General features: G+C 71.8%; 21 protein-coding genes and 1 riboswitch. Of the genes, 11 read left to right on the top strand and 10 right to left on the bottom strand.

The window, feature by feature from the left end; translation table 11 throughout:
• Positions 1–58 precede the first annotated feature (58 nt).
• From TCUR_RS06465 to TCUR_RS06450, 4 genes are all read right to left on the bottom strand, one after another.
• Positions 59–628: a GNAT family N-acetyltransferase gene (locus TCUR_RS06465; RefSeq protein ID WP_012851679.1), complete on the bottom strand. Its 570-nt coding sequence runs from the start codon at positions 626–628 to the stop codon at positions 59–61.
• Positions 625–1,992 (bottom strand): cobyrinic acid a,c-diamide synthase CobB, encoded by a 1,368-nt coding sequence (locus TCUR_RS06460; RefSeq protein WP_012851678.1) that lies wholly within the window; start codon positions 1,990–1,992, stop codon positions 625–627. Before TCUR_RS06460 ends, TCUR_RS06465 begins: the two co-directional genes overlap by 4 nt.
• The gene (gene cobO, locus TCUR_RS27810) at positions 1,989–2,591 is read right to left on the bottom strand and encodes a cob(I)yrinic acid a,c-diamide adenosyltransferase (RefSeq protein ID WP_012851677.1); all 603 of its coding nucleotides are present in this window, start codon (positions 2,589–2,591) and stop codon (positions 1,989–1,991) included. The genes TCUR_RS06460 and cobO overlap by 4 nt, the downstream gene beginning before the upstream one ends.
• A 99-nt stretch (positions 2,592–2,690) precedes the next feature.
• Positions 2,691–4,664 (bottom strand): putative cobaltochelatase, encoded by a 1,974-nt coding sequence (locus TCUR_RS06450; protein ID WP_012851676.1) that lies wholly within the window; start codon positions 4,662–4,664, stop codon positions 2,691–2,693.
• A gap of 114 nt (positions 4,665–4,778) precedes the next feature.
• Positions 4,779–4,860, bottom strand: a riboswitch (cobalamin riboswitch).
• A gap of 154 nt (positions 4,861–5,014) precedes the next feature.
• Here TCUR_RS06450 and TCUR_RS06445 point away from each other — a divergent pair.
• The gene (locus TCUR_RS06445; protein WP_012851675.1) at positions 5,015–5,911 is read left to right on the top strand and encodes an oxygenase MpaB family protein; all 897 of its coding nucleotides are present in this window, start codon (positions 5,015–5,017) and stop codon (positions 5,909–5,911) included.
• A 107-nt stretch (positions 5,912–6,018) separates the two neighbouring features.
• Positions 6,019–6,657, top strand: a complete 639-nt coding sequence (locus TCUR_RS06440) for a TetR/AcrR family transcriptional regulator (protein WP_012851674.1) — start codon at positions 6,019–6,021, stop codon at positions 6,655–6,657.
• Here TCUR_RS06440 and TCUR_RS06435 read toward each other — a convergent pair.
• Entirely contained in the window at positions 6,610–7,218 is a 609-nt protein-coding gene (locus tag TCUR_RS06435) for an ATP-binding protein (RefSeq protein WP_012851673.1), read from the bottom strand. The two genes, TCUR_RS06440 and TCUR_RS06435, sit on opposite strands and share 48 nt — an antisense overlap.
• A gap of 176 nt (positions 7,219–7,394) precedes the next feature.
• On the opposite strand from TCUR_RS06435, the gene TCUR_RS06430 reads away from it, so the two are divergent.
• From TCUR_RS06430 to TCUR_RS06420, 3 genes are all read left to right on the top strand, one after another.
• Positions 7,395–8,231 carry a helix-turn-helix domain-containing protein gene (locus tag TCUR_RS06430; RefSeq protein WP_012851672.1) on the top strand — a complete coding sequence of 279 codons (837 nt, stop codon included), beginning with the start codon at positions 7,395–7,397 and terminating at the stop codon, positions 8,229–8,231.
• Between the two features lie 8 nt (positions 8,232–8,239).
• The gene (locus TCUR_RS06425) at positions 8,240–8,446 is read left to right on the top strand and encodes a DUF397 domain-containing protein (protein WP_012851671.1); all 207 of its coding nucleotides are present in this window, start codon (positions 8,240–8,242) and stop codon (positions 8,444–8,446) included.
• A gap of 127 nt (positions 8,447–8,573) precedes the next feature.
• Entirely contained in the window at positions 8,574–9,593 is a 1,020-nt protein-coding gene (locus TCUR_RS06420) for an LLM class F420-dependent oxidoreductase (RefSeq protein WP_012851670.1), read from the top strand.
• 162 nt (positions 9,594–9,755) lie between these two features.
• Here TCUR_RS06420 and TCUR_RS06415 read toward each other — a convergent pair whose 3' ends face one another.
• Positions 9,756–9,974 (bottom strand): hypothetical protein, encoded by a 219-nt coding sequence (locus tag TCUR_RS06415; RefSeq protein ID WP_012851669.1) that lies wholly within the window; start codon positions 9,972–9,974, stop codon positions 9,756–9,758.
• A 195-nt stretch (positions 9,975–10,169) separates the two neighbouring features.
• Here TCUR_RS06415 and TCUR_RS06410 point away from each other — a divergent pair, with 195 nt between their 5' ends.
• The 4 genes from TCUR_RS06410 to TCUR_RS06395 all read left to right on the top strand — a co-directional run bounded on the left by TCUR_RS06410 (position 10,170) and on the right by TCUR_RS06395 (position 13,319).
• The gene (locus TCUR_RS06410; protein WP_012851668.1) at positions 10,170–11,339 is read left to right on the top strand and encodes a sensor histidine kinase; all 1,170 of its coding nucleotides are present in this window, start codon (positions 10,170–10,172) and stop codon (positions 11,337–11,339) included.
• 36 nt (positions 11,340–11,375) lie between these two features.
• The gene (locus TCUR_RS06405; protein WP_012851667.1) at positions 11,376–12,023 is read left to right on the top strand and encodes a response regulator; all 648 of its coding nucleotides are present in this window, start codon (positions 11,376–11,378) and stop codon (positions 12,021–12,023) included.
• Positions 12,020–12,352, top strand: a complete 333-nt coding sequence (locus TCUR_RS06400) for a hypothetical protein (RefSeq protein WP_012851666.1) — start codon at positions 12,020–12,022, stop codon at positions 12,350–12,352. Before TCUR_RS06405 ends, TCUR_RS06400 begins: the two co-directional genes overlap by 4 nt.
• A 283-nt stretch (positions 12,353–12,635) precedes the next feature.
• Positions 12,636–13,319, top strand: coding sequence for a DUF4328 domain-containing protein (locus TCUR_RS06395; protein ID WP_012851665.1), 684 nt, complete (start codon positions 12,636–12,638; stop codon positions 13,317–13,319).
• Between the two features lie 36 nt (positions 13,320–13,355).
• On the opposite strand, the gene TCUR_RS06390 is transcribed toward TCUR_RS06395, so the two are convergent.
• The 3 genes from TCUR_RS06390 to TCUR_RS06380 all read right to left on the bottom strand — a co-directional run bounded on the left by TCUR_RS06390 (position 13,356) and on the right by TCUR_RS06380 (position 15,358).
• The gene (locus tag TCUR_RS06390; protein WP_012851664.1) at positions 13,356–13,694 is read right to left on the bottom strand and encodes a DUF6504 family protein; all 339 of its coding nucleotides are present in this window, start codon (positions 13,692–13,694) and stop codon (positions 13,356–13,358) included.
• A 144-nt stretch (positions 13,695–13,838) separates the two neighbouring features.
• Positions 13,839–14,087, bottom strand: a complete 249-nt coding sequence (locus tag TCUR_RS06385) for a hypothetical protein (RefSeq protein WP_012851663.1) — start codon at positions 14,085–14,087, stop codon at positions 13,839–13,841.
• Between the two features lie 305 nt (positions 14,088–14,392).
• Positions 14,393–15,358: an alpha/beta hydrolase gene (locus tag TCUR_RS06380; protein ID WP_012851662.1), complete on the bottom strand. Its 966-nt coding sequence runs from the start codon at positions 15,356–15,358 to the stop codon at positions 14,393–14,395.
• A gap of 192 nt (positions 15,359–15,550) precedes the next feature.
• Between TCUR_RS06380 and TCUR_RS06375 the strand changes: the two genes are divergently transcribed.
• Together TCUR_RS06375 and TCUR_RS06370 are read left to right on the top strand one after the other, a co-directional pair.
• Complete coding sequence (locus TCUR_RS06375; protein WP_012851661.1) at positions 15,551–16,921, top strand: AAA family ATPase; 1,371 nt, start codon at positions 15,551–15,553, stop codon at positions 16,919–16,921.
• The gene (locus TCUR_RS06370) at positions 16,905–17,489 is read left to right on the top strand and encodes an RloB family protein (RefSeq protein WP_012851660.1); all 585 of its coding nucleotides are present in this window, start codon (positions 16,905–16,907) and stop codon (positions 17,487–17,489) included. The genes TCUR_RS06375 and TCUR_RS06370 overlap by 17 nt, the downstream gene beginning before the upstream one ends.
• 9 nt (positions 17,490–17,498) lie before the next feature.
• Here the strand turns inward: TCUR_RS06370 and TCUR_RS06365 are convergent, their stop codons facing one another.
• Complete coding sequence (locus TCUR_RS06365) at positions 17,499–19,058, bottom strand: outer membrane protein assembly factor BamB family protein (RefSeq protein ID WP_012851659.1); 1,560 nt, start codon at positions 19,056–19,058, stop codon at positions 17,499–17,501.
• Between the last annotated feature and the right edge of the window lie 391 nt (positions 19,059–19,449).

Below are 19,449 nucleotides of genomic sequence, written 5' to 3'. Positions count from 1 at the left end.
CCCTTTCGTGACTTCTTCCTCAAGGCCGCCCGCCCGCTGAGGGCGGACGCCGGCCGCGTCAGGCAATCGCGGCTCCCGGGGCGTCCGGCTGCGCGCTTTTCAGCAGGGCGAACATGACCAGGTCGGTGCGTGCGCCGCCGGGCAGCACGCCGGCCTCCCGCAGCACGCATTCGCGCTGGAAGCCGGCCCGTTCGGCGACCCGGCAGGAGGCGTCGTTGCCGACCGACACCAGCAGCTCGATGCGGTGCAGGCCCTTGCCGAAGCCGTAGGCGGTCACCGCGCGGACCGCCTCGGTGACCAGGCCCCGCCCGCGCGCCCAGGGCGCCAGCCAGTAGCCGATCTCGGCCCGGCCGAACGTCCAGTCGGCCCGCTGCAGCCCGATGGAGCCGCCGCACCGGTGCTCCGCCAGCGGCTCGATCGCGAAGGTGATCTTGTGTTCGGGGTCGTCGTGGGCGGTCTTGGTGCAGAACTCGCGGGCCCGCCGGACGTTCTCCTGCGGCGCCCACAGCATCCAGCGCAGCATCTGCGGGTCGCGGGCGGCCTCCACCAGGTCGGGCACGTCGCGTTCGGCGAACGGGCGCAGCAGCAGCCGCCTCGTGGTCAAGGTGATGCCGCGGTCGAACATCATCGCTGCTCCTCCATCGCCGCCACGAAGCGCCGGGCGGCCTTAGGAACGCCGGCCCAGTGCAGGTGCAGGTAGGACGCCAGGTGTTTGCCCCTTGCGAACCCGTCCTTGCGGGAGCCGCGCGGCCGCAGCGCCCACTGCCAGGCCGCCGTCTCCCCCGGGCCGCAGGCGGGCCGCACGGCGGTGCGGTGGAACTCGTGGCCGTTCACCCGTTCGCCGGTGCGGGCGATGACGGAGTCGGCGGTGGCCACGGCGGTGCGGTAGCCCAGCGTCAGGGTGGGTGTCATGGCGGCCGTCGCGTCCAGCAGCCCGCACATCGGGGCGCCCTCCAGCTCGCGCACCAGGTACAGCAGCCCGGCGCACTCGGCGTACACCGGGACCTCGGGCGTGACGAGGTGCTTGATCTGCCCCCGGAGCGGCTCGTTGGCCGACAGTTCGGCGGCGTACATCTCGGGGAAGCCCCCGCCGATGACCAGCCCTCGCGTCCCTTCCGGCAGCGCCGGGTCGCGCAGCGGGTCGAACCGGACGACCTCGGCCCCGGCCGCCGCCAGCAGCTCCTCGTTCTCGGCGTACCCGAAGGTGAAGGCCGGTCCTCCGGCCACCGCCGCCACCGGGCGGTCTCCCTTGGCGGGTTCTTCGCCGACGGCCTCCTGCGGGCTCCAGGGCGGGACGGTGAGCGGGGGCGCGCTGCGGGCCAGGGCCAGCAGCGCCTCCAGGTCGCAGCTTTCGGCGACGGCCTCGCCCAGCCGCCGCACCGTGGCGACCGCCTCCGCGCGGCGTTCGGCCGCCGGGATCAGGCCCAGGTGGCGGGAGGGGGCGGCCATGTCGTCGCGGCGCCGCAGCGCGCCCAGGACGGGGATCGACAGTTCCTCCACCGCGGTGCGGCACAGGTGCTCGTGGGCCTGTGAGCCGACCCGGTTGAGGATCACCCCGCCGATGTGCACATCCCCGTAGCTGCGGAAGCCGTGCACGGTGGCGGCCACCGAGCGGCCCGCGGCCGAGGCGTCCACCACCAGCACCACCGGGGCCCGCAGCAGCCGGGCGATGTGGGCGGTGGAGGCGAAGTCGTCGCGGTCGCCCGCCCCGTCGTACAGGCCCATCACACCCTCGATCACCGCCACGTCGGCGCCGCGCGCCCCGTGCCGCAGCAGCGGGACGATCAGTTCCTCGCCGACCAGGAAGGGGTCGAGGTTGCGGCCGGGCCGCCCGGTGGCCAGCGCGTGGTAGCCGGGGTCGATGTAGTCGGGGCCGACCTTGTGCGGGGAGACCTTCAGGCCGCGCGCGGCCAGCGCCGCCATGAGCCCGGTCGCCACCGTGGTCTTGCCCGCCCCGGAGGCCGGGGCGGCGATGATGATCCGCGCGGTCACCACTCGATGCCCTTCTGGCCTTTTTGGCCGCGGTCCATGGGGTGCTTGACCTTGCCCATCTCGGTGACCAGGTCGGCGAAGTCCACCAGGGCCGGGTGGGCGTCCCGGCCGGTGATCACCACGTGCTGGTTTCCGGGACGGGCGGCCAGCGTCTCGATCACCTCGGCGACGTCGATCCACCCCCAGTTGATGGGGTAGGTGAACTCGTCCAGCACATACAGCCGGTAGGTCTGGGCCTGCAGGTCGCGGCGGATCTGCGCCCAGCCCTCGCGGGCGTTGGCGGCGTGGTCGTCCTCTTGGCCGCGTTTGCGGATCCACGACCAGCCCTCGCCCATCTTGTGCCAGGCGACCGTGCCGCCCTTGCCGGACTCCCCCAGCACCCGCAGCGCGGTCTCCTCCCCGATCCGCCATTTGGCGGACTTGACGAACTGGAACACCCCGATCGGCCAGCCCTGGTTCCAGGCCCGCAGCGCCAGCCCGAACGCGGCGGTGGACTTGCCCTTGCCGTGGCCGGTGTGCACGATCACCAGCGGCCGGTGGCGCCGCTGCCGGGTGGTCAGCCCGTCGTCGGGAACGTGCTGCGGCCTGCCCTGTGGCATGTCGAGTTCCCTCCCCTCACGCCGCGCCGTGGTGCTTCGCGTCCCCGTACCCGGCCCGCCGGGCGGCGGCACCCATGACCCGCTGCACGCCGCCGTGCATCAGGCCGCGTCCCGCCGGGCGTCGCGGACGATGCGGGCCAGGCCGTCGGCGGCCAGTTCCTCCAGGCGCACCGCCCGGGCCTCCAGCAGCGCCGCCAGGCGGCGGGCCAGGCCGAGCCGGACGGGGCCGGACTCGCAGTCCACCACCACCGCGGCCACGCCGCGCAGCAGGGCGGCGGCCTGTGCCGGGTCGGGGCCGGTGGTGGCGCGGCCGTCGGTGACGATCACCAGCAGGGGACGGCGGGCCGGGTCGCGCAGCCGTTCGACGCGCAATACCTCGGCGGCGCGCAGCAGGCCGGCGGCCAGCGGGGTGCGGCCCCCGGTCGGCAGCCGTTCCAGCCGGCGGGCGCCGGCCTCCACCGAGGAGGTGGGGGGCAGCGCCAGCTCGGCCCCCCGGCCCCGGAAGGTGATCAGGCCGACCTTGTCGCGGCGCTGGTAGGCGTCCAGCAGCAGGCTCAGCACCGCGCCTTTGACCGCCCCCATCCGCCTGCGGGCGGCCATCGAGCCGCTGGCGTCCACCACGAACAGCACCAGGTTGCCCTCGCGGCCGTCCCGCAGCGCCGCGCGGAGGTCCTCGGGGGCGATGACCAGGCCGGGGCCGGTGCGTCCGCGGGCGTGCTGGTGGGGGGCCGCGGCGCGGAGGGTGGCCATCAGGTGCAGGTCGCGGCGGCCGGGGCGGGCGCCCGAGACCCGCCCGTGGGGGGTGCGGGCCTTGGAGCGGCGGCCGGGCGCCCCGGTGCCGACGCCGGGGACGGTGAACAGGCGCGGCCGGTAGAGGGCGCCGGTGGGCGCCGGGTCGGCCGGCTTCCCCTCGGCGGCCGGGGCGTCCCCCGGCGAAGGGGCCGCGGCCGGCGCCGCAGGAGAACCCTCCGGCGAGGCCGGCGGCCGGCCGGTGCTTTCTTCGGCGGGCCGCCCGCCGCCTGGGCCGCCCGGGCCGCCCGGGGGTTCGGGATCGGTGTGCTCGCCCAGCACCTGGTCGAGCCGGTCCCGGTCGAGGCCGGGGGCGTCGAACGGGTCGCGGCGGCGGCGGTGCGGCAGCGCCAGCCGGGCCGCCTGCCGGACGTCCTCGGTGGTCACCGCGTCCCGGCCGTGCCAGGCGGCCAGCGCGATGGCGGCGCGGGCGGTCACCAGGTCGGCGCGCAGCCCGTCCACCTCGAAGGCGGCGCAGACCGCGGTGATCTGGCGCAGCGCGGCCTCGCCCAGGCGGACGCCGGGCAGGCGCCGCCGGGCGGCGGCGATCCGCTCGGCCAGCTCGGCCTCGGCCTCGGCCCACCGGGCGGCGAAGCCTTCGGGGTCGGCTTCGAAGTGCAGCCGCCGCCGCACCACCTCGGCGCGTTCGTCCGGGTCGCGGGTGGCGGCGACCTCGACGGTCAGCCCGAAGCGGTCCAGCAGCTGGGGGCGCAGCTCCCCTTCTTCGGGGTTCATGGTGCCCACCAGCAGGAAACGGGCGGCGTGCTGCACCGACACGCCCTCGCGCTCGATGTGGCAGCGGCCCATGGCGGCGGCGTCCAGCAGCAGGTCGACCAGGTGGTCGTGGAGCAGGTTGACCTCATCGACGTACAGCACGCCCCGGTGCGCGGCGGCCAGCAGGCCGGGTTCGAACGCCTTGACGCCCTCGGTGAGCGCCCGCTCGATGTCCAGCGAGCCGGTCACCCGGTCCTCGGAGGCGCCCACGGGCAGCTCGACCAGGCGGGCCGGGCGGGTGGCGGCCGCGGCGCCGTCCGGCCGGTGCGGGCCGTCGGGGCAGGCCGGGTCGGGGTCGGCCGGGTCGCAGGAGAAACGGCAGCCGGCCACCACGCGGACCGGGGGCAGCAGCGCGGCCAGCGCCCGCACGATCGTCGATTTGGCGGTGCCCTTCTCGCCGCGGACCAGCACCCCGCCCACGCCGGGGGAGACCGCGTTGATCAGCAGGGCCAGCTTGAGGTCGTCCATGCCGACCACGGCCGAGAAGGGGTAGCGCGCGGCGCCGCTCATGCCGAAAGGGCGGCGCAGGGAGCGTGTGCAGGGGGGAGAGCGCAGGAGGGCATGTTCGGTCGTCCTTCCTCGGGTGTCCACGCCCGTAGGGGTCGGCTTCACGCGACGGCCGGCGTTCCTGGCTCCCGGCGGCCCCGCTGAGCGGGCGCCGACCGGTCACAGTTGCGGGACAGCCCCGGATTCGCACCGGTGTTCCACCGCGTCCGTCACCTGCCACAGGATGTCACACCGCCCGCACGGCCCCAAGTCGCGAGGGAGTGACAAGGAACGCAGCAGAACGAGCAAAAGACCCCGGACCGACTTTCCGTTCCCTTGTTGGCGTGGCGCCAACAAGGTGATTCACTGGGGACATGAGCGAAACAGGCACGGTCCCCCCCGCCGTCCGCCGCGCCCTGCCCTACCGTCCGGGCGATGTGTGCTGGCGCGTCCTGCGCGAACCGGTGCAGAACCTGGGCGCGGCCCCGCTGCTGCTGCTCCAGGTGACGCACCCGCTGGTGGCGGCCGGCGTCGAACAGTTCTCCGACTACGAGTCCGACCCGTTCGGGCGGCTGTGGCGCACCGCCGACATCATGCTGAAGATGGCCTTCGGCGACCCGGAGGTCTCCCGCAGGCAGTCGGAGAAGTTCCGCCGCATCCACCAGCGGGTGCAGGGCACCAGCGACGAGGGCGTGCCCTACCGGGCGCTCGACCCCGACCTGCTGATGTGGGTGTGGGCCACGGGCGTCAAGGGCGCCCTGGACCTGTATGAGCGCACCTTCGGCCGGCTCCCGGACGAAGACCGCGCCCGCTACTACGAAGAGCAGAAGCTCCTCGCCCACGCCTGCTGGGTGCCCGAGGGCCACTGCCCCGAGGACCTGGCGGCCTTCGAGGAGTACTTCGACCACGTGGTGCGCACCGAGCTGCGGCCGACCGTGGTGTCGGACAAGCTGCTGCGCCGCCACCCCGAGTCCCTGCAGACCCCGCTGCCCAAGCCGGTGGACGCCGCCTACCTGCGGCTGAACATCCTGGCCGCGGGCGCGCTGCTGCCAAAGCCGCTGCGCGAGCGGCTGGGCATCCCCTGGAGCCCGGCGCGGGCCCGCGCCTTCGCCGCGCTGCTGGCCGCCCACCGGGCCGGCGCCCGCGTGGTGCCGGAGAAGGTGCGGCACGGCCCGGTGGACTACCTGGTGGCCCGCAAGCGCCCGCTGCAGCTGCTGCGCACCCCTCCCGAGCGGCGCCGCCGAAAGCCCGGCGACCGTTCGGCGGCCTGACCCGCCTGCGCCCGGCCCCGCCGACCCGACGCGGGGCCGGACGGGCGCCCCAGGTCAGCGGGGTGCGCCGCGTCCGGGCGGCCGCGCCGACGGCTTAAGGTGTCGATATGGGAGGTGGCACGGCTACGTCGGCGTCCGGGCGGCCGGCGCCGCGTTTCCAGCGGCTGAGCCGGGACGAGCGACGCGATCAGATCCTGGCCGTGGCCAGGCGGATGTTCACCGAGCTTCCGTACGCCGAGGTGTCCACAGAGGCCATCGCCTCGGCGGCGGGAGTGCGCCGGGGTCTGATCCACTACTACTTCCGCACCAAGCGCGAGCTGTTCTTGGAGGTGGTGCGGGAGCTGACCACCCGCGTCGCCTACGCGGTCCAACCGCCGCCCAAGGGACTGAGCCTGGCGGAGACGGTCGAGTGGTGCGTGGAGCGGTTCCTGGACGCCGCCGAGGCCAACGCCACGACCTGGTTCGCGGCCGTGGACGCCGAAGGGTTCGGGCAGGACCCGGAGCTGATGCGGATCATCAACCGGACCCGGGACCTGACGGTCGAGCGGCTGCTGAAGCTGCTGGAGCTGCCCGACCCCTCCGACACGCTGCGGGCCGTGCTGCGCGCCTACTCGGGGCTGGCCGACGCCGCCACCCGCGAGTGGCTGCAGCAGAAGTCGATCGACCGCAAGCAGGTGCACACGCTGCTGGCGCGTTCGCTACTGGCCCTCATCACCGACATCGCCCCCGCCGTCGAGCGGAACTGAGGGGCGGGAGGTCACCGGCGGCAGGGCGAACCACACGACCTTGCCGGGCCGGCGGCCGCCGAGCCGGGAACGTTCCCGGCTCATCCCCCACCGCCCGCCGGACAGCTCGCCGACGATGCTCAGGCCCCGCCCGCAGTCGCCGGAGGTCCACGAGTAGCCGGGCAGGCGGGTGTCGGCCTTGCCGTCGAAGATCGCGCACCGCAGTTCCACGCCGCCCCGCCCCGGCTCCTGGGAGCGGTGCGGATACAGCCACAGCTCATACGGCCCCTGGGCGGCGGCGTGCTGGTAGGCGTTGGTGGCCAGTTCGCTGATCATCAACTGGGCATCGGCGATCAGGTCGGCGGGCAGGCCGAGCGCGCCCAGCGCCTGGCCGAGCACCGTCCTTGCCTCGCGGGCGCAGGACGGGCCCGCCGGCAGCGTCCACGCCCAGCCCGCCGGGCGCCGGGGATCCGCCTCCTCCCCCATGCCCGCCACGTCCGCCACATCGACGCGGCAGGCGGCGACCTCCTCGGCCGCGGCATGGCCGAGGACGGACTCAAGAAGCTCAGGTGAGGTCTTCAACAGGGTCGCCTCCAGCCGCTACGCCATGTAGACCCTTGTCACGCTCGGTTTTCAGCCGGTCACTGTGATACAGGGTCTCGTGAGATTCTCACCACCGCAACCGTGTCGGGCAGATTCCAATACCGGACTCGCCGTTCGCGTTGTGCGGTGCGCGCCGAAACACCACACTTGCGCCCATGACGTACCGGCCCACCGTCCGCGGTCGCCGCCTGGCGCGGGAATTGCGGCGGCTGCGCGAGGAACAGCGGCTCACTTTGCAGGACGTCGCCGACCGGCTCGGCTGGTCGCGGGCCACGGTCTCCCGGCTGGAGACCGGGCAGACCCGGCCCAAGCCCGGCGACGTCGCCGACATCCTGGACCTGTACGGCGTGCCCAGCCCGCAGCGGGACGCGCTGATCGCCCTGGCCAAGCAGGCCGGGCAGCGCGGCTGGTGGACGGCTTACGCCGATGTGTTCACCGGCAGCTATGTGGCGCTGGAGGACGAGGCGTCACGGATCCGTTCCTGGGACTCCCAGCTGATCCACGGCCTGCTGCAGACCGAGGACTATGCCCGCGCGGTGATCACCGCGGGGCGGATGCTGCCGTCGCAGGCCGACATCGACCGCCGGATCGCCGCCCGCAAGGCCCGCCAGGCGCTGCTGGACCGCCCCAACGCCCCGCAGCTGCACATCGCGCTCGACGAGGCGGTGCTGCACCGGCCCATCGGCGGCCCGCAGGTGATGCGGGCCCAGCTGCGCAAGCTGCTCGAGCTGGCCGAACGCCCCAACATCACGCTCCAGATCCTGCCGTTCACAGCAGGTGCTCACGCCGGCCTTGACGGCCGCTTTACGATCCTGTCGTTTCCCGACCCCGATGACCCTGATATTGCATACGTCGAGGGGACCATGGGTGACGTTTACCTTGAGAGCACAGTGGAAACAGAACAGCACGGGTCGAGATTCGACCAGATCATCAAAGCAAGCCTTTCACCGGAGGAATCCGCGCACCTCCTAGGCGAGGCAGCGAAGGAGTAATACGGGCCGTGAACGTCACCCACCCCGATAGCGAACTGTCCCGCGCCGCATGGCGCAAATCCTCTTACAGCGGCAGCGGCGATCAGTGTGTGGAGGTCGCCGCGCTCAGCGGCGGCCGGTGCGCGCTGCGCGACTCCAAGGACCCGCAGGGTCCGGCGCTGCTGCTGACCGCCGCCGGCTGGCGGAACCTGCTGACGGAGGTCGGCTCCCGCTAGTCCCCCGCAGCAAGCCCTGAAACACCGGTGAGCACCTCCGGGCGGCCCGCACACCCTCGTCTTCACGAGTAACTAGAACGTGTTCTAGTATCGCGGTGCGTCCCTACCGACCCGGAGGTGCTCGCCTGTGTCCACCCCCCTCAAGCTCGGCATCAACGTCGGCTACTGGCAGCGCGACCCCGACGACCAGACCGAGACGGTGCTGGCCGCCGAACGGCTGGGCTATGACTTCGTGTTCACCGCCGAGGCCTACGGCTCTGATGCGCTGACCACGCTGACCTGGTACGCCGCCCGCACCTCGCGGATCAAGCTGGGCACCGCGGTGGTGCAGATGTCGGCGCGCACCCCGGCCGCCACCGCCATGCACGCGCTCACCCTGGACGCGCTGTCGGGCGGGCGGCTCATCCTGGGCCTGGGCGCCTCCGGCCCGCAGGTGGTGGAGGGCTGGTACGGGGTGCCCTTCCCCAAGCCGCTGGCCCGCACCCGCGAGTACATCGACATCCTGCGCAAGATCTGGCGCCGCGAAGGGCCGGTGACCTCCCCCGGCCCCCACTACCCGCTGCCCTACCCCGGCGGTACCGGGCTGGGCAAGCCGCTGAAGTCGATCGTCCACCCCATCCGCTCCGACATCCCGATCTACCTGGGCGCCGAGGGCCCCAAGAACGTCGCCCTGGCCGCCGAGATCGCCCAGGGCTGGCTGCCGCTGTTCGTGGACCCCGCCCAGATCGACTCGGTGTTCGGAGAGTCCCTGGCCGGGCGGCCGGACGACTTCGAGATCGCCGCCACAGTGACCGTGATCGTCAACGACGATCTGCAGACCGCCCTGGAGGTCGCCAAGATCCCGCTGGCCTTCTACATCGGCGGCATGGGCGCCAAGGAGCGCAACTTCCACCTGGATCTGATCGGCCGCCTCGGGTACGCCGAGCAGGCGGCCAAGGTGCAGGAGCTGTTCTTGAGCGGCCGCCGCGACGAGGCGATCAAGGCCGTCCCCGACGAGCTGGCCGACTCCATCTCCCTGGTGGGCCCCATCGGCCGCATCCGCGAGCGGCTGCAGCTGTGGCGCGACAGCCCCGTCACCACCCTCCTGATCGCCGGGGTCCGCGACGAGCCCACCCTGCGCGCCATCCGGGACGCCGTCTACGACTGACCGCCTTCCGACGCCGTCGGCGGGACGCCCGCCGCGGGCATGCCCGCGGCGCTTGGGCCGATGTCATCGGTGGCAAGGGGGCAACGCACAACGCCCCCTTCGCCACCGGGGCCGCGTGTCTGAACGCAAAGCCGCGGCGGCGAAGGGGGCGCCGGCCGGCTCTCAGGCGGCCAGTGTCCCCGGATGCGAGGCCGGGACGGGCTGCGGGTCGAGAGCGGTGACGGTGGCGAGCGGAGCGGGCCCGTCGGGGTAGGCGTTGGTCATCAGCCCGGTGTGCTCGGTGAGCCAGGGCTCGATGAGGGTGCGTTCGGCGGGGCCGGTCAGCCGGGCGTGCGCGATGTGGGATGTGGGGTGGTGGGACTTGCCGTCGTGGTGGTGCATGGCCACTGCCCCTTTCGGTGTCGCCTGCCCGCAAGGCCGGTGCCCGAAGGCCCGGCCCGGCAGGCTCACTGAGTTCATCCCCCGGTTCACTGGAACCTATCCAGCCCCACTGACATTCCCTTCGAACAAAGGATCGACCAGATCGTCCATTCGGCCGATCCGGGCGGCGGGGTCGGGTCCTTACCCTCTGCTGCCATGAACACCGGTGCGGCGGAGCGGCGGGACGTGCTGGAGCGGTTCCACTTCCTCAGCGGGATGCTGATACGGGCCGCGGTGCGCGCGGGAAGCGCGCTGTTGCTGCTGATGTGCCTGCTGCTGCTCAGGCCGTCGGTGCCGCAGCTGGCGCTGCTGGGCGCGGCCGGGCTCGCCGCGTTCGGAGCGGTCGGGCGCCGCTCGCCGGCCGCCTGGGCGGTGGCGGCCGGCCTGGCCTCCATGGCGGCGACCTTGGTGGCCGCCCAGCCCGCGTCGGAAATACCACCGAACCCGAGCGCGGTCATCGAAGTGCCGGCGCTGCTGGTGCTGCTGGTGCGGATGGTGCGGCGGGCCCCGGCGCACCGCACACCGTTCCTGGCGGTACCGCCGGCCCTGGCGCTGGCGGTGATGCCGCTGCGGATCTCGGCGCCGGCGGCGATGGTGCTGTCGCTCCCGGTGTCGGTGCTGCTGCTGATCGCCACCGGCATCGGGCTCTACCTGCGGGCGCTGGACGCCCGCCGGGCGCGGGCCCTGGTCGAGGCCCGCCGCCAGGAGCGGCTGGCGCTGGCCCGGGACCTGCACGACTTCGTCGCCCACCACGTCACCGGGATCGTCGTGCAGGCCCAGGCCGCCCGCTTCACCGCCCGCTCGGGGGCGGCGCAAAGCCCCGAGCAGCTGGAGGCGATGCTGGAGAGCATCGAACGGGCGGGCACCGAGGCGCTGGCCTCGATGCGGCGCATGGTGGGGCTGCTGCGTGACGACGGGGACGGCTCCCCCCACGGGCAGGCCCGCTCGGCCCGGGAGCTGGACCGGCTGGCGGAACTGGTCGCCGCCTTCACCGACCCGCCCGCCTCCCTGGTGCTGGACCCCAGGGTGCGCGACCTGCCGCCCGAGGTGGCCGCGACGGTGCACCGGATCGTGCAGGAGGCGCTGACCAACGTCCGCAAGCACGCCGCCGACGCCACCGCCGTGCACGTCAGCGTCCGGCGGTTCCCCGAAGGGGTGGAGGTGGCGGTGCGCGACGACGGCCGCGGCGGCGAGCGGCACCTGCCCGGCGGCGGCTTCGGCCTGGTCGGGCTGGCCGAACGGGCCGAGGCGCTGGGCGGCCGGCTGCGCGCCGGCCCGGGCCCGGGCGGAGGCTGGGAGGTGGTGGCGTTCCTGCCCATCGCCTGACGGCCGGCCCCGGCGCGCCGCTGGGATGATGGCGGCATGACGATCAGCGTGCTGATCGCCGACGACCAGCAGATGGTGCGGGCCGGCTTCCGGATGATCATCGACTCGCAGCCCGACATGCGCGTGGTGGCCGAGGCGCGCGATGGGGTCGAGGCCGTGGCCCTGGCCCGCCGGCTGCGCCCCCAGGTGTGCCTGCTGGACATCCGGATGCCCCGGATGGACGGGCTGGAGGCCACCCGGCTGCTGGCCGGCCCGCAGGTGCCCGACCCGCTGCGGGTGGTGATCGTCACCACCTTCGACCTGGACGAGTACGTTTATGCGGCGCTGCGCGGCGGGGCGACGGGCTTTCTGCTCAAAGACAGCCGTCCGGCGCTGCTGGTGGAGGCGGTGCGCGCGGCGGTCAGGGGCGATGCCCTGGTGTCCCCCTCGGTGACGGTGCGGCTGCTGGCGCACCTGACCCGGCCGCAGCGCCCCGCCCGCCGTCCCGCCGAGCCGCTCACCGAGCGCGAGCTGCAGGTCGTGCGGCTGGTGGCGCGGGGCCGGACCAACGAGGAGATCGCCGGGGAGTTGTTCGTGTCACTGTCCACGGTCAAGACCCACCTGGGCAACGTGCAGCGCAAGCTGGCGGCCCGCAACCGGGTGGAGATCGCCGCCTGGGCCTGGGAGTCGGGGATCGTGCGGTGACGCTGACGACGCTGGGGGTCTTGGCGGTCTGCGGCTGGCTGCTGGCGGGCCTTGGGCTGCGGCGCGGCCTGGCGGAGGCGGCGCGCACGCCGGCGCTGACCGCGCACGCGCTCACCCCGTTCGGGGCGCTGCTGGTCAGCGCGGTGCTGGGGTTCGGGGCGCTGTTCACGCTGATCGCGATGACCGCCCAGTGGTGGGCGCTGTTGCTGGTGACGCTGGGACGCCCGCACCGCCTGGTGGATCCGTCCCGTCCCGGCCCGCTCCGGCCGGTGCTGTGGCTGATCACGACGGGGGTGCTGGCGCACGGGCTGGCGGCGGCGGTGGTCTGAACCCGGCGGGCCGAACAGGCCGGGAACGGACAAAACGGGATCCTCCACGACGGAAATCAGGTACTTTTACCCACGTCGCGACCGTTCAACCCGATTGTCGGGAGATCTTTCCCGGATCGCCGGCGCCCGGGTCGGCCGGTCCCCGCCCCGCCGGCAGGCCGCCGCGGCCCGGTGCCCCGGTGCCGGAGGGTGCCGCGCACCCGCCCGATCCGGCCGCGGCATTCGTCAACCGTACGTAGCATCTGCCTCAAAAGAGCTGCAAAGACCCACCCGGAGGTGGCTCATGCCGTGTGCGTTGTGCGGCGACATCATCCCCACCGAGGTGGCCCGCTGCCCGGCCTGCGGGGCCTGGGCCCGGCGGCGCGACTTCCGGGCGATCGGCGTGGCGGTGTTCATGCTGCTGGGGTTCAACGCGTTCATCGCACTCGGCTCCGGGATCAGCCTGCTGCGGCTGGAGCGCCCGCTCGAGCGGCTCACCCGGGACGGCTATGACGCCGCCTCCACCGGCCGGGCGCTGGCCCCCTACGCCGACGTCTTCACCGTCTCGGCGGTACTGGCCGGCATCACCGGGGTGCTGTACCTGGCCTGGCTGTGGCGGGCCTACCGGCAGGCGTCGGGCCCCCGCCCCTACCACCGCCGGTGGGTGATCCTCGGCTGGCTGGTGCCGGTGGTCAACCTGTGGCTGCCGCCCCGCATGGTGCACGACGTGTGGGTCAGCAGCGGCCGCTTCACCCCGGCCGGCCGGTACGCGGTGGGCGCGGTGGTGACGGCCTGGTGGGGCAGCGTGCTGGCGGCGATCGGGCTGGCCCAGGCGTTCCCCGGCGGGGTCGCCAGCCTGGCCGAGGCGCGCTTCAGCGTGCACCTGGGGGTCGCCGCGGCGGCCTGCCAGGCGCTGGCCGCCGCCTTGTGCATGCTGACCGTCTTCCAGATCACCCGGCTGCAGATCGACCGTCCTCTGGCCACCTGAGAGGCGCGCCCGCCCGGTCTTTCCCGCGGGGATCGGTCACCAGGCGCGCAGGAGCGTCCAGGATTCGTCGGCCGGCTCGTGGCACAGCTCATACAGCCCGCCCTGCTCGCCGCAGGCCGCTTCGACCTTCCAGAACTCCCGTTCCCCGGGGTCCTCCCAGAAGGGGTCGCCGGCGTGCCGCTCGGCCCACCACTGGCGGGTGGCGACCCAGTGCTCCAGCACCCGCCGCACCCGGTGGCGGCGCCCTCGCCACACGAACCCGGCCGGACGCCCGCCGGCCACCAGGACCTCGATCGGCTCCCCGTACACGCACGCCACCCGCCCGCCCCGGCTCCGGGGCCGGACGCCCAGGCGCCGCCCTTCATGGACGTCCACCGCACGACCTCACCGCTCCGGCGCCGCATGGGGGAAGACATGCGACCTGCTTCGAACAAATGTTCGCTCAGCAGTCTAGGAAGCCGGAGGGCGGCCCGCAATCACCCTCGCCGCCGGACGGTGCGGCCCGCGGGCCGTGCCGGGTCAGCCCAGCTGCCGAGCGATCTGGTCGGCCGCCCGGGCGGGCTGGGTGACCTCGGCCATGCCGCCGCCCGCCCACAGATAGAACCAGCCCTCCCCGGTCGGCATGGCGACCACCATCACCTGCCGCCGGGTCGCCGGGTTGGCCACGTGCAGCACCGACTCGCCCGGTCCCGCCAGCCGCCAGCTCAAGCCGCGGGCCTCGATCTCATATGCCAGCGCGGCGAGATGATGCCGACGCGCATCGGCCATCTCCCGCGCTCCGACCACCGCCACCCGATCAACCGCCTCGCCCGTGCGAGCGGCAGACGCCCGATGACACACCGCAGACAAACGGCGACATTCGGCAACCCCGCCTCAAGGATGACCCGCCCATGCCGAAGCCCCCTTTCCAGGGGTTCAACGGCCTCAACTGGACAATAGCGGGTCCGACCATATGTTTTCCCCGTATTGGGGACGCCTTTTTCCGCAGCGCGCCGCCGACCCCCGCCGCAGCGGGTCCCCCGGCGCCCGCCGGCCGCCGCCACGGGCCGCACCGGCGGCCGGCGCCGGCGCGGCTAGGCGTCGGAGGGGGCGGGCAGGTAGGCGCCGATCCACCGGTCGAGCTCGGTGAACACCTGCTCGCGGGCATGCTTGGCCGACAGCACCAGGTCGTGCATCCCGTCTTCGATCTGCACCAGCGTCACGTTCGGCCCCAGCTTGGGCGCCCACTTGGCCATGTGCTCCACGGCCAGCACCACGTCCGACCTGGTCGCCGCCTCCAGCCCGTCCTTCTTCCTTCCGGTGCGGGTGGAGGACATCACCAGCACCGGCACGTCGATGTTCAGGCCCGCGTGCACCCGGGCGTGCGCCCGGCGGATCGCCGCCAGCCACGCCGCCCGCACCGGGAAGCCGTCCAGCGGCTTCCACTCCACGTTGAAGTCCCACTCGCCGTAGTGGTCGCGGTGCAGGCTGCGGGCGTAGATCCCGGCGGGGGGAGCCGGCAGCTTGGCCTTGGGCCACCGCTTGCGCAGCGCCCTGGACAGCACATCCCCGGCCACCCTGACCGGCGCGGGCACGTTCATGTCCAGGAACGGGCTGTTGAGGAACAGCCCCTGCACCAGCCCGCGCCCCCTGACCCGGTCGGCCCACAGCGAGGTGGTCAGCCCGCCGGTGGAGTGCGCGTTGATCAGCAGCACATCGTGGCCGTCCTCTTCGCGGATGATGCGGACCGCCTCGTCGATCTCCTCGAAGTACTCGCTGATGCTGCGCACGAAGTTGGGGGTCTGGTGCGGCAGCAGCGACCGGCCGTACTTGCGCAGGTCCAGGGCGTAGAAGTCGAAATCGCGCTCGACGTAGAAGTCGGCCAGGTGCTTTTGGAAGAAGTAGTCGACGAACCCGTGCACATACAGCACGGCCCGCCGGGTCGGCTCGGCGGCCCGGCGCCGCACCAGCGTGGCGATGACCTCGCCCTCGTCGTCGTCCTTCAGCGGCAGCACCATCGCCTCGTACCCGGGACCGAGCACGTCCTCCGACACGTCCACAGCGGCTCCCTCCCGTCCCTTCGCATACGTCGGGGTCAGCGTAGATCACCCCGGTGGGCGGGAAACGCCCATGTGAGACGTCACAGGTTCGATAACGACTTGGAGACTGCTTGCAAAACCTTGATTGAGGGGAAGAACGTCATAGATCGCACTGTGATTGCATGAGCTCTGCCATCGACACGGGAGGATCCAGTGACACTGCTGCGCTTCAGGGTCGCCAATCACAGGTCGATCCGGGACGAGCAGACACTGTCCCTCGTGGCCACGCCCCGGCGTGGACAGCCCAAGCCGAAGTCCGGCGAGATCCCTCCCACCGTGCGGGTCGTGGGCATCTATGGGGCCAACGCCTCGGGCAAGTCGAACGTGCTGTCCGCACTGGCCTACATGCTCTGGTGCATCCGAGATTCTCAGACCAGATGGCGCCCTGACAGAGGCGTCCCCCGTCAACCCTTCCGCCTCGAGGAGGGCGGCACCAGCCGGTCATCCTTCTACGAGCTGGACTTCGTGCACCGGCAGACCCGCTACTCCTACGGCTTCGAGCTCGATGACGAGCAGGTGCTCGGCGAGTGGCTGTTCTCGTTCCCCGAGGGGCGGCCGCGGCGGCTGTTCGAGCGCTCCGGGCCGGACGAGTACAAGTTCGGCCGGTCGCTGAAGGGTGAGACCGCCCGGATCGCCAAACTCACGCGTGCTAACTCGCTGTACCTGTCCTCGGCCGCCAACAACGACCATCCGCTGCTGGGTGACCTGCACCGCTGGCTCACCGATCACATCAAGCTGGCCCGGCAGATCGACTTCGACCAGCAAGTCCGCACCCAGTACACCCAGCAGCTACTGCGGGACACCAAGCTGGCGGACCTGGTACGACGGCTCCTGCAAGCGGCTGATCTGGGCATCTCCGATGTCAAGCTGAGGCATCGGCCGCTGTCTGAGGACGCCTTGCGGCTGCTGTCCGCCGCAGGACGTGAGCTGTTGAGCAAAGAAGACATCCGGGAACTGGAGACCGTCATCCAGTTCGTGCACACGGGAACGCACGGTACCCGCACCTTCGACTTCGGGGAGGAAAGCGCCGGAACCCAAGTCTGGTTCTCCCTGGTGGGACCCCTCTTGAACGCGCTGTTGCACCGTTCGGTCCTGCTCGTCGATGAGGTCGACTCCAGCCTGCACCCCCACTTGAGCTCCACTATAATTCGGATATTCAAGGACGAAACAATCAACCCCCACCGCTCTCAGCTCATCTTCGCCTCACACGACACCACTCTGCTCGGCTCGCTGCTGGACGACGGCCTGCTCGACCGGGACGAGGTCTGGTTCACCGAGAAGGACGAAACCGGAGCGACTTCGCTGTATTCGCTCGCCGAATTCACACCGCGCCGGGACGAGAACATCGAGCGCGGCTATCTACAGGGCCGCTATGGTGCTGTTCCGTATCTCAGCTTCGACCGCATCCGGTCGATATTCCAGCAGTTGAGAGCGGAGTCGGATGAGTCCTCGACGCAGCCCTCGGAGTCTGCGCCGCAAGACGGCGACCCGCAGCCCGAGGGCCAGATTGCTGGTCGTCTGTGAGGGCACGGTCACCGAGAAGCAGTACCTCGACGGCCTCAAAGATCACCTACGGGCGATCCCCGTCGAAGTCGTCGACTATGAATGCGTGGGCAAGGGGCGTGACCCGCACAGCACCGTTGAGCTGGCAATCCGCCTCCGCGACAAGGCCCATCGCCGGGCCCGCGCCCAAAGGGACGCCTTCCTCGCCTACGACGCCGTCTGGTGCGTCGTCGACGTCGACGACCACGCCACTCTCGGCAGCGCCCTTTCGCTGGCTCGCCGAAAGGGCGTCAACCTCGTGGTATCCCACCCATGCTTTGAGGTGTGGCTGCTCCTCCACTTCCAGGAGCTTTCAGCCGGCACCACTCGCCCCGAGGTGGTACGCAAACTCCAAGATCACATCAAAGGCTGCAACAAGAACATTCCGGTCAATTTCCCTTTCGAGCGGCACGACCTGGCCAGGCAACGCGCCTTGCGTGCCGATCCCGAGCACTGCGAGGTGAACCGCATCGGCGGCAACCCGTCCACCAACGTATGGTTGCTGGTCGATGCCATGAAGCGGTCTGGGAAGGCCGGGGATCGGCGTTGACCGCGCCGGTCACTTCGCGCCGATGACGGCGAGGGAGAACTCCTCGTCGGAGGTGGTCTTACAGGACTCCTCGCAGACCACCGCGTAGCGGTCGCCGCGGGGGTGCAGCATCACCTTCGAGCCCAGGGGGCGGAAACCGGTCACTCCCAGGCGGCTCTTCTCTCCGTCCCGCATCGACAGGGTCAGCAGGTCGGGGGAGCGGAAACTTCCAACCAACAGCGACACACGTTCCGGCTCAACCGCGATGCCCTTGATGTCAGGCATCGCGGTCGACCACAGCAGTCTGCCGTCGTCCAGCCCATATGCCTGTACGTAGGTGCGCCTCTCTTCCTCGGCGATTGTGACGAGCCTGTCGCCCTGGACCATGAGCCCGTGCAGCGGAGCGGCGGCGAAAGCATAGATCTCAAGGGCGTCCAGCCGGCGTCGGCCGTCTTCGACTTCGATGGTGGCGCGAACGCGGCCGCGATCGTCGAAGGAGACCACCGTATCGATGCCGCGCCGTCCTTCTTCCCGGATGCGGACGACGGCAGGCACGGCCGACAGCAGGGTGATTTCGGCCGAAGCACTGCGGGTCGAAACAGGGATCTCCCAGCGGACTTTTCCAGTGACCGGGTCCACGGCCCGCAGCCTCGGGGGCTGGTCTGCGCAGCGCGCCACAGCCAGCAGGCCTCCCGCGCCACCGGAGATCTTCACAAAGCGGCAGCCCTTGGGCGACAGCTGCGCCCACCGCCCCCTGCCGTCGCGCAGTCCCACCCCCCACAGGGCGCGGCCGGCCCGCACGGCGGCCACGTCACCGGCGACCGCCGTCAGGTCAGGGGTTGTCCCGGTCGGCAGGTGCAGCAGCTCCTCCAGCGACAGGTCCGACGGGCCGGTTCGCCGCAGTTCCGCGGGCACGTCTTTCAGCAGGCCATTGTTGGCCGACCCAGCCGCCAGATTCCTGGTCCACAACACCCGCCCGGTGGACAGGTCCACCGCCGCGATGCGGGAGCACGCCTTCTCCTCCTCCCCGTACCCGACCAGGCCGACCCCGTCTCCGGTATCGCGGCTCATCGTGCACAGCACATGCGGATAGGGAATCCGGTAGATCCAGCGGACGTTCCCAGTGGCCAGGTCCTGGCCGACCACCTTGTCGAAGCGGGCGCGGACCACGGTGGAGCCGTGCAGCCAACTGCCCAAGGTCTCGGCATCGGCCGGCCGTTCCGCAGGCGCCGTCCACAGCGGGGACAGCGTTGGGCCGTGCACCCAGTGGAAGAACTCCCGGCCGGGCAGCACACCTAGTGCCGTGGCGACCACTAGTACTAGCGTGCCGACTTTCCCTCCCAGTACAGGAAGCAGCGAAAGCGCCATCGGCAGGACGATGAAGAGAGGGAAAAATGACACGCTGAGTAGCAGGCCGGAACGGTACGGGCAGGAGTCGTAGGAGAAGTCATCCCCGCCGCTGCCGCATCTGCCGCCGGACTCCACACCCAGCGCATGCCAATAGAGAACCTGAACCGTCACCAGGGCACCGAGCAGGACGGCGCCCAGCAGGCCGAGCACGGCATACTTCGCATCAAAATCCGGCTTCATCCCCCGTAGGCCCCTCGCTCATGGCGGCAGCCTTCCTCCACGTGATCGCGCTATGCGACCGTCAGGAAGTATGCCATGATCAACAGCACTTCACCCCAAAAACCTAAAACGCCAAGAAAATGGGTGAGCTCCCCGATATTTTGCCGCGCCGGCAAAGCATTTTCCTTCCCAGGCGCCTTAGCGGGCTTCGCCCGCTGGAGATCGGCGCAGGTCACCCCAGGCCTAGCAGACCGTCCCGGAACGGCGACGCCCGCCGACGCGCCACCGGCCGGCCCAGGGCATACCGGGCGAGTCCTGCCGGTCGACGGGTGACGTTCGTCACCGCTCCGGGACGGTTTCCCTAGGCCGGGAGACGCCGGAGGAAGCGTATTCGCCCCGCCCCGGAAAACGG

Source organism: Thermomonospora curvata DSM 43183 (genome assembly GCF_000024385.1).
Taxonomy (GTDB): domain Bacteria; phylum Actinomycetota; class Actinomycetes; order Streptosporangiales; family Streptosporangiaceae; genus Thermomonospora; species Thermomonospora curvata.
This window is presented reverse-complemented; position numbering and strand designations above follow the sequence as displayed.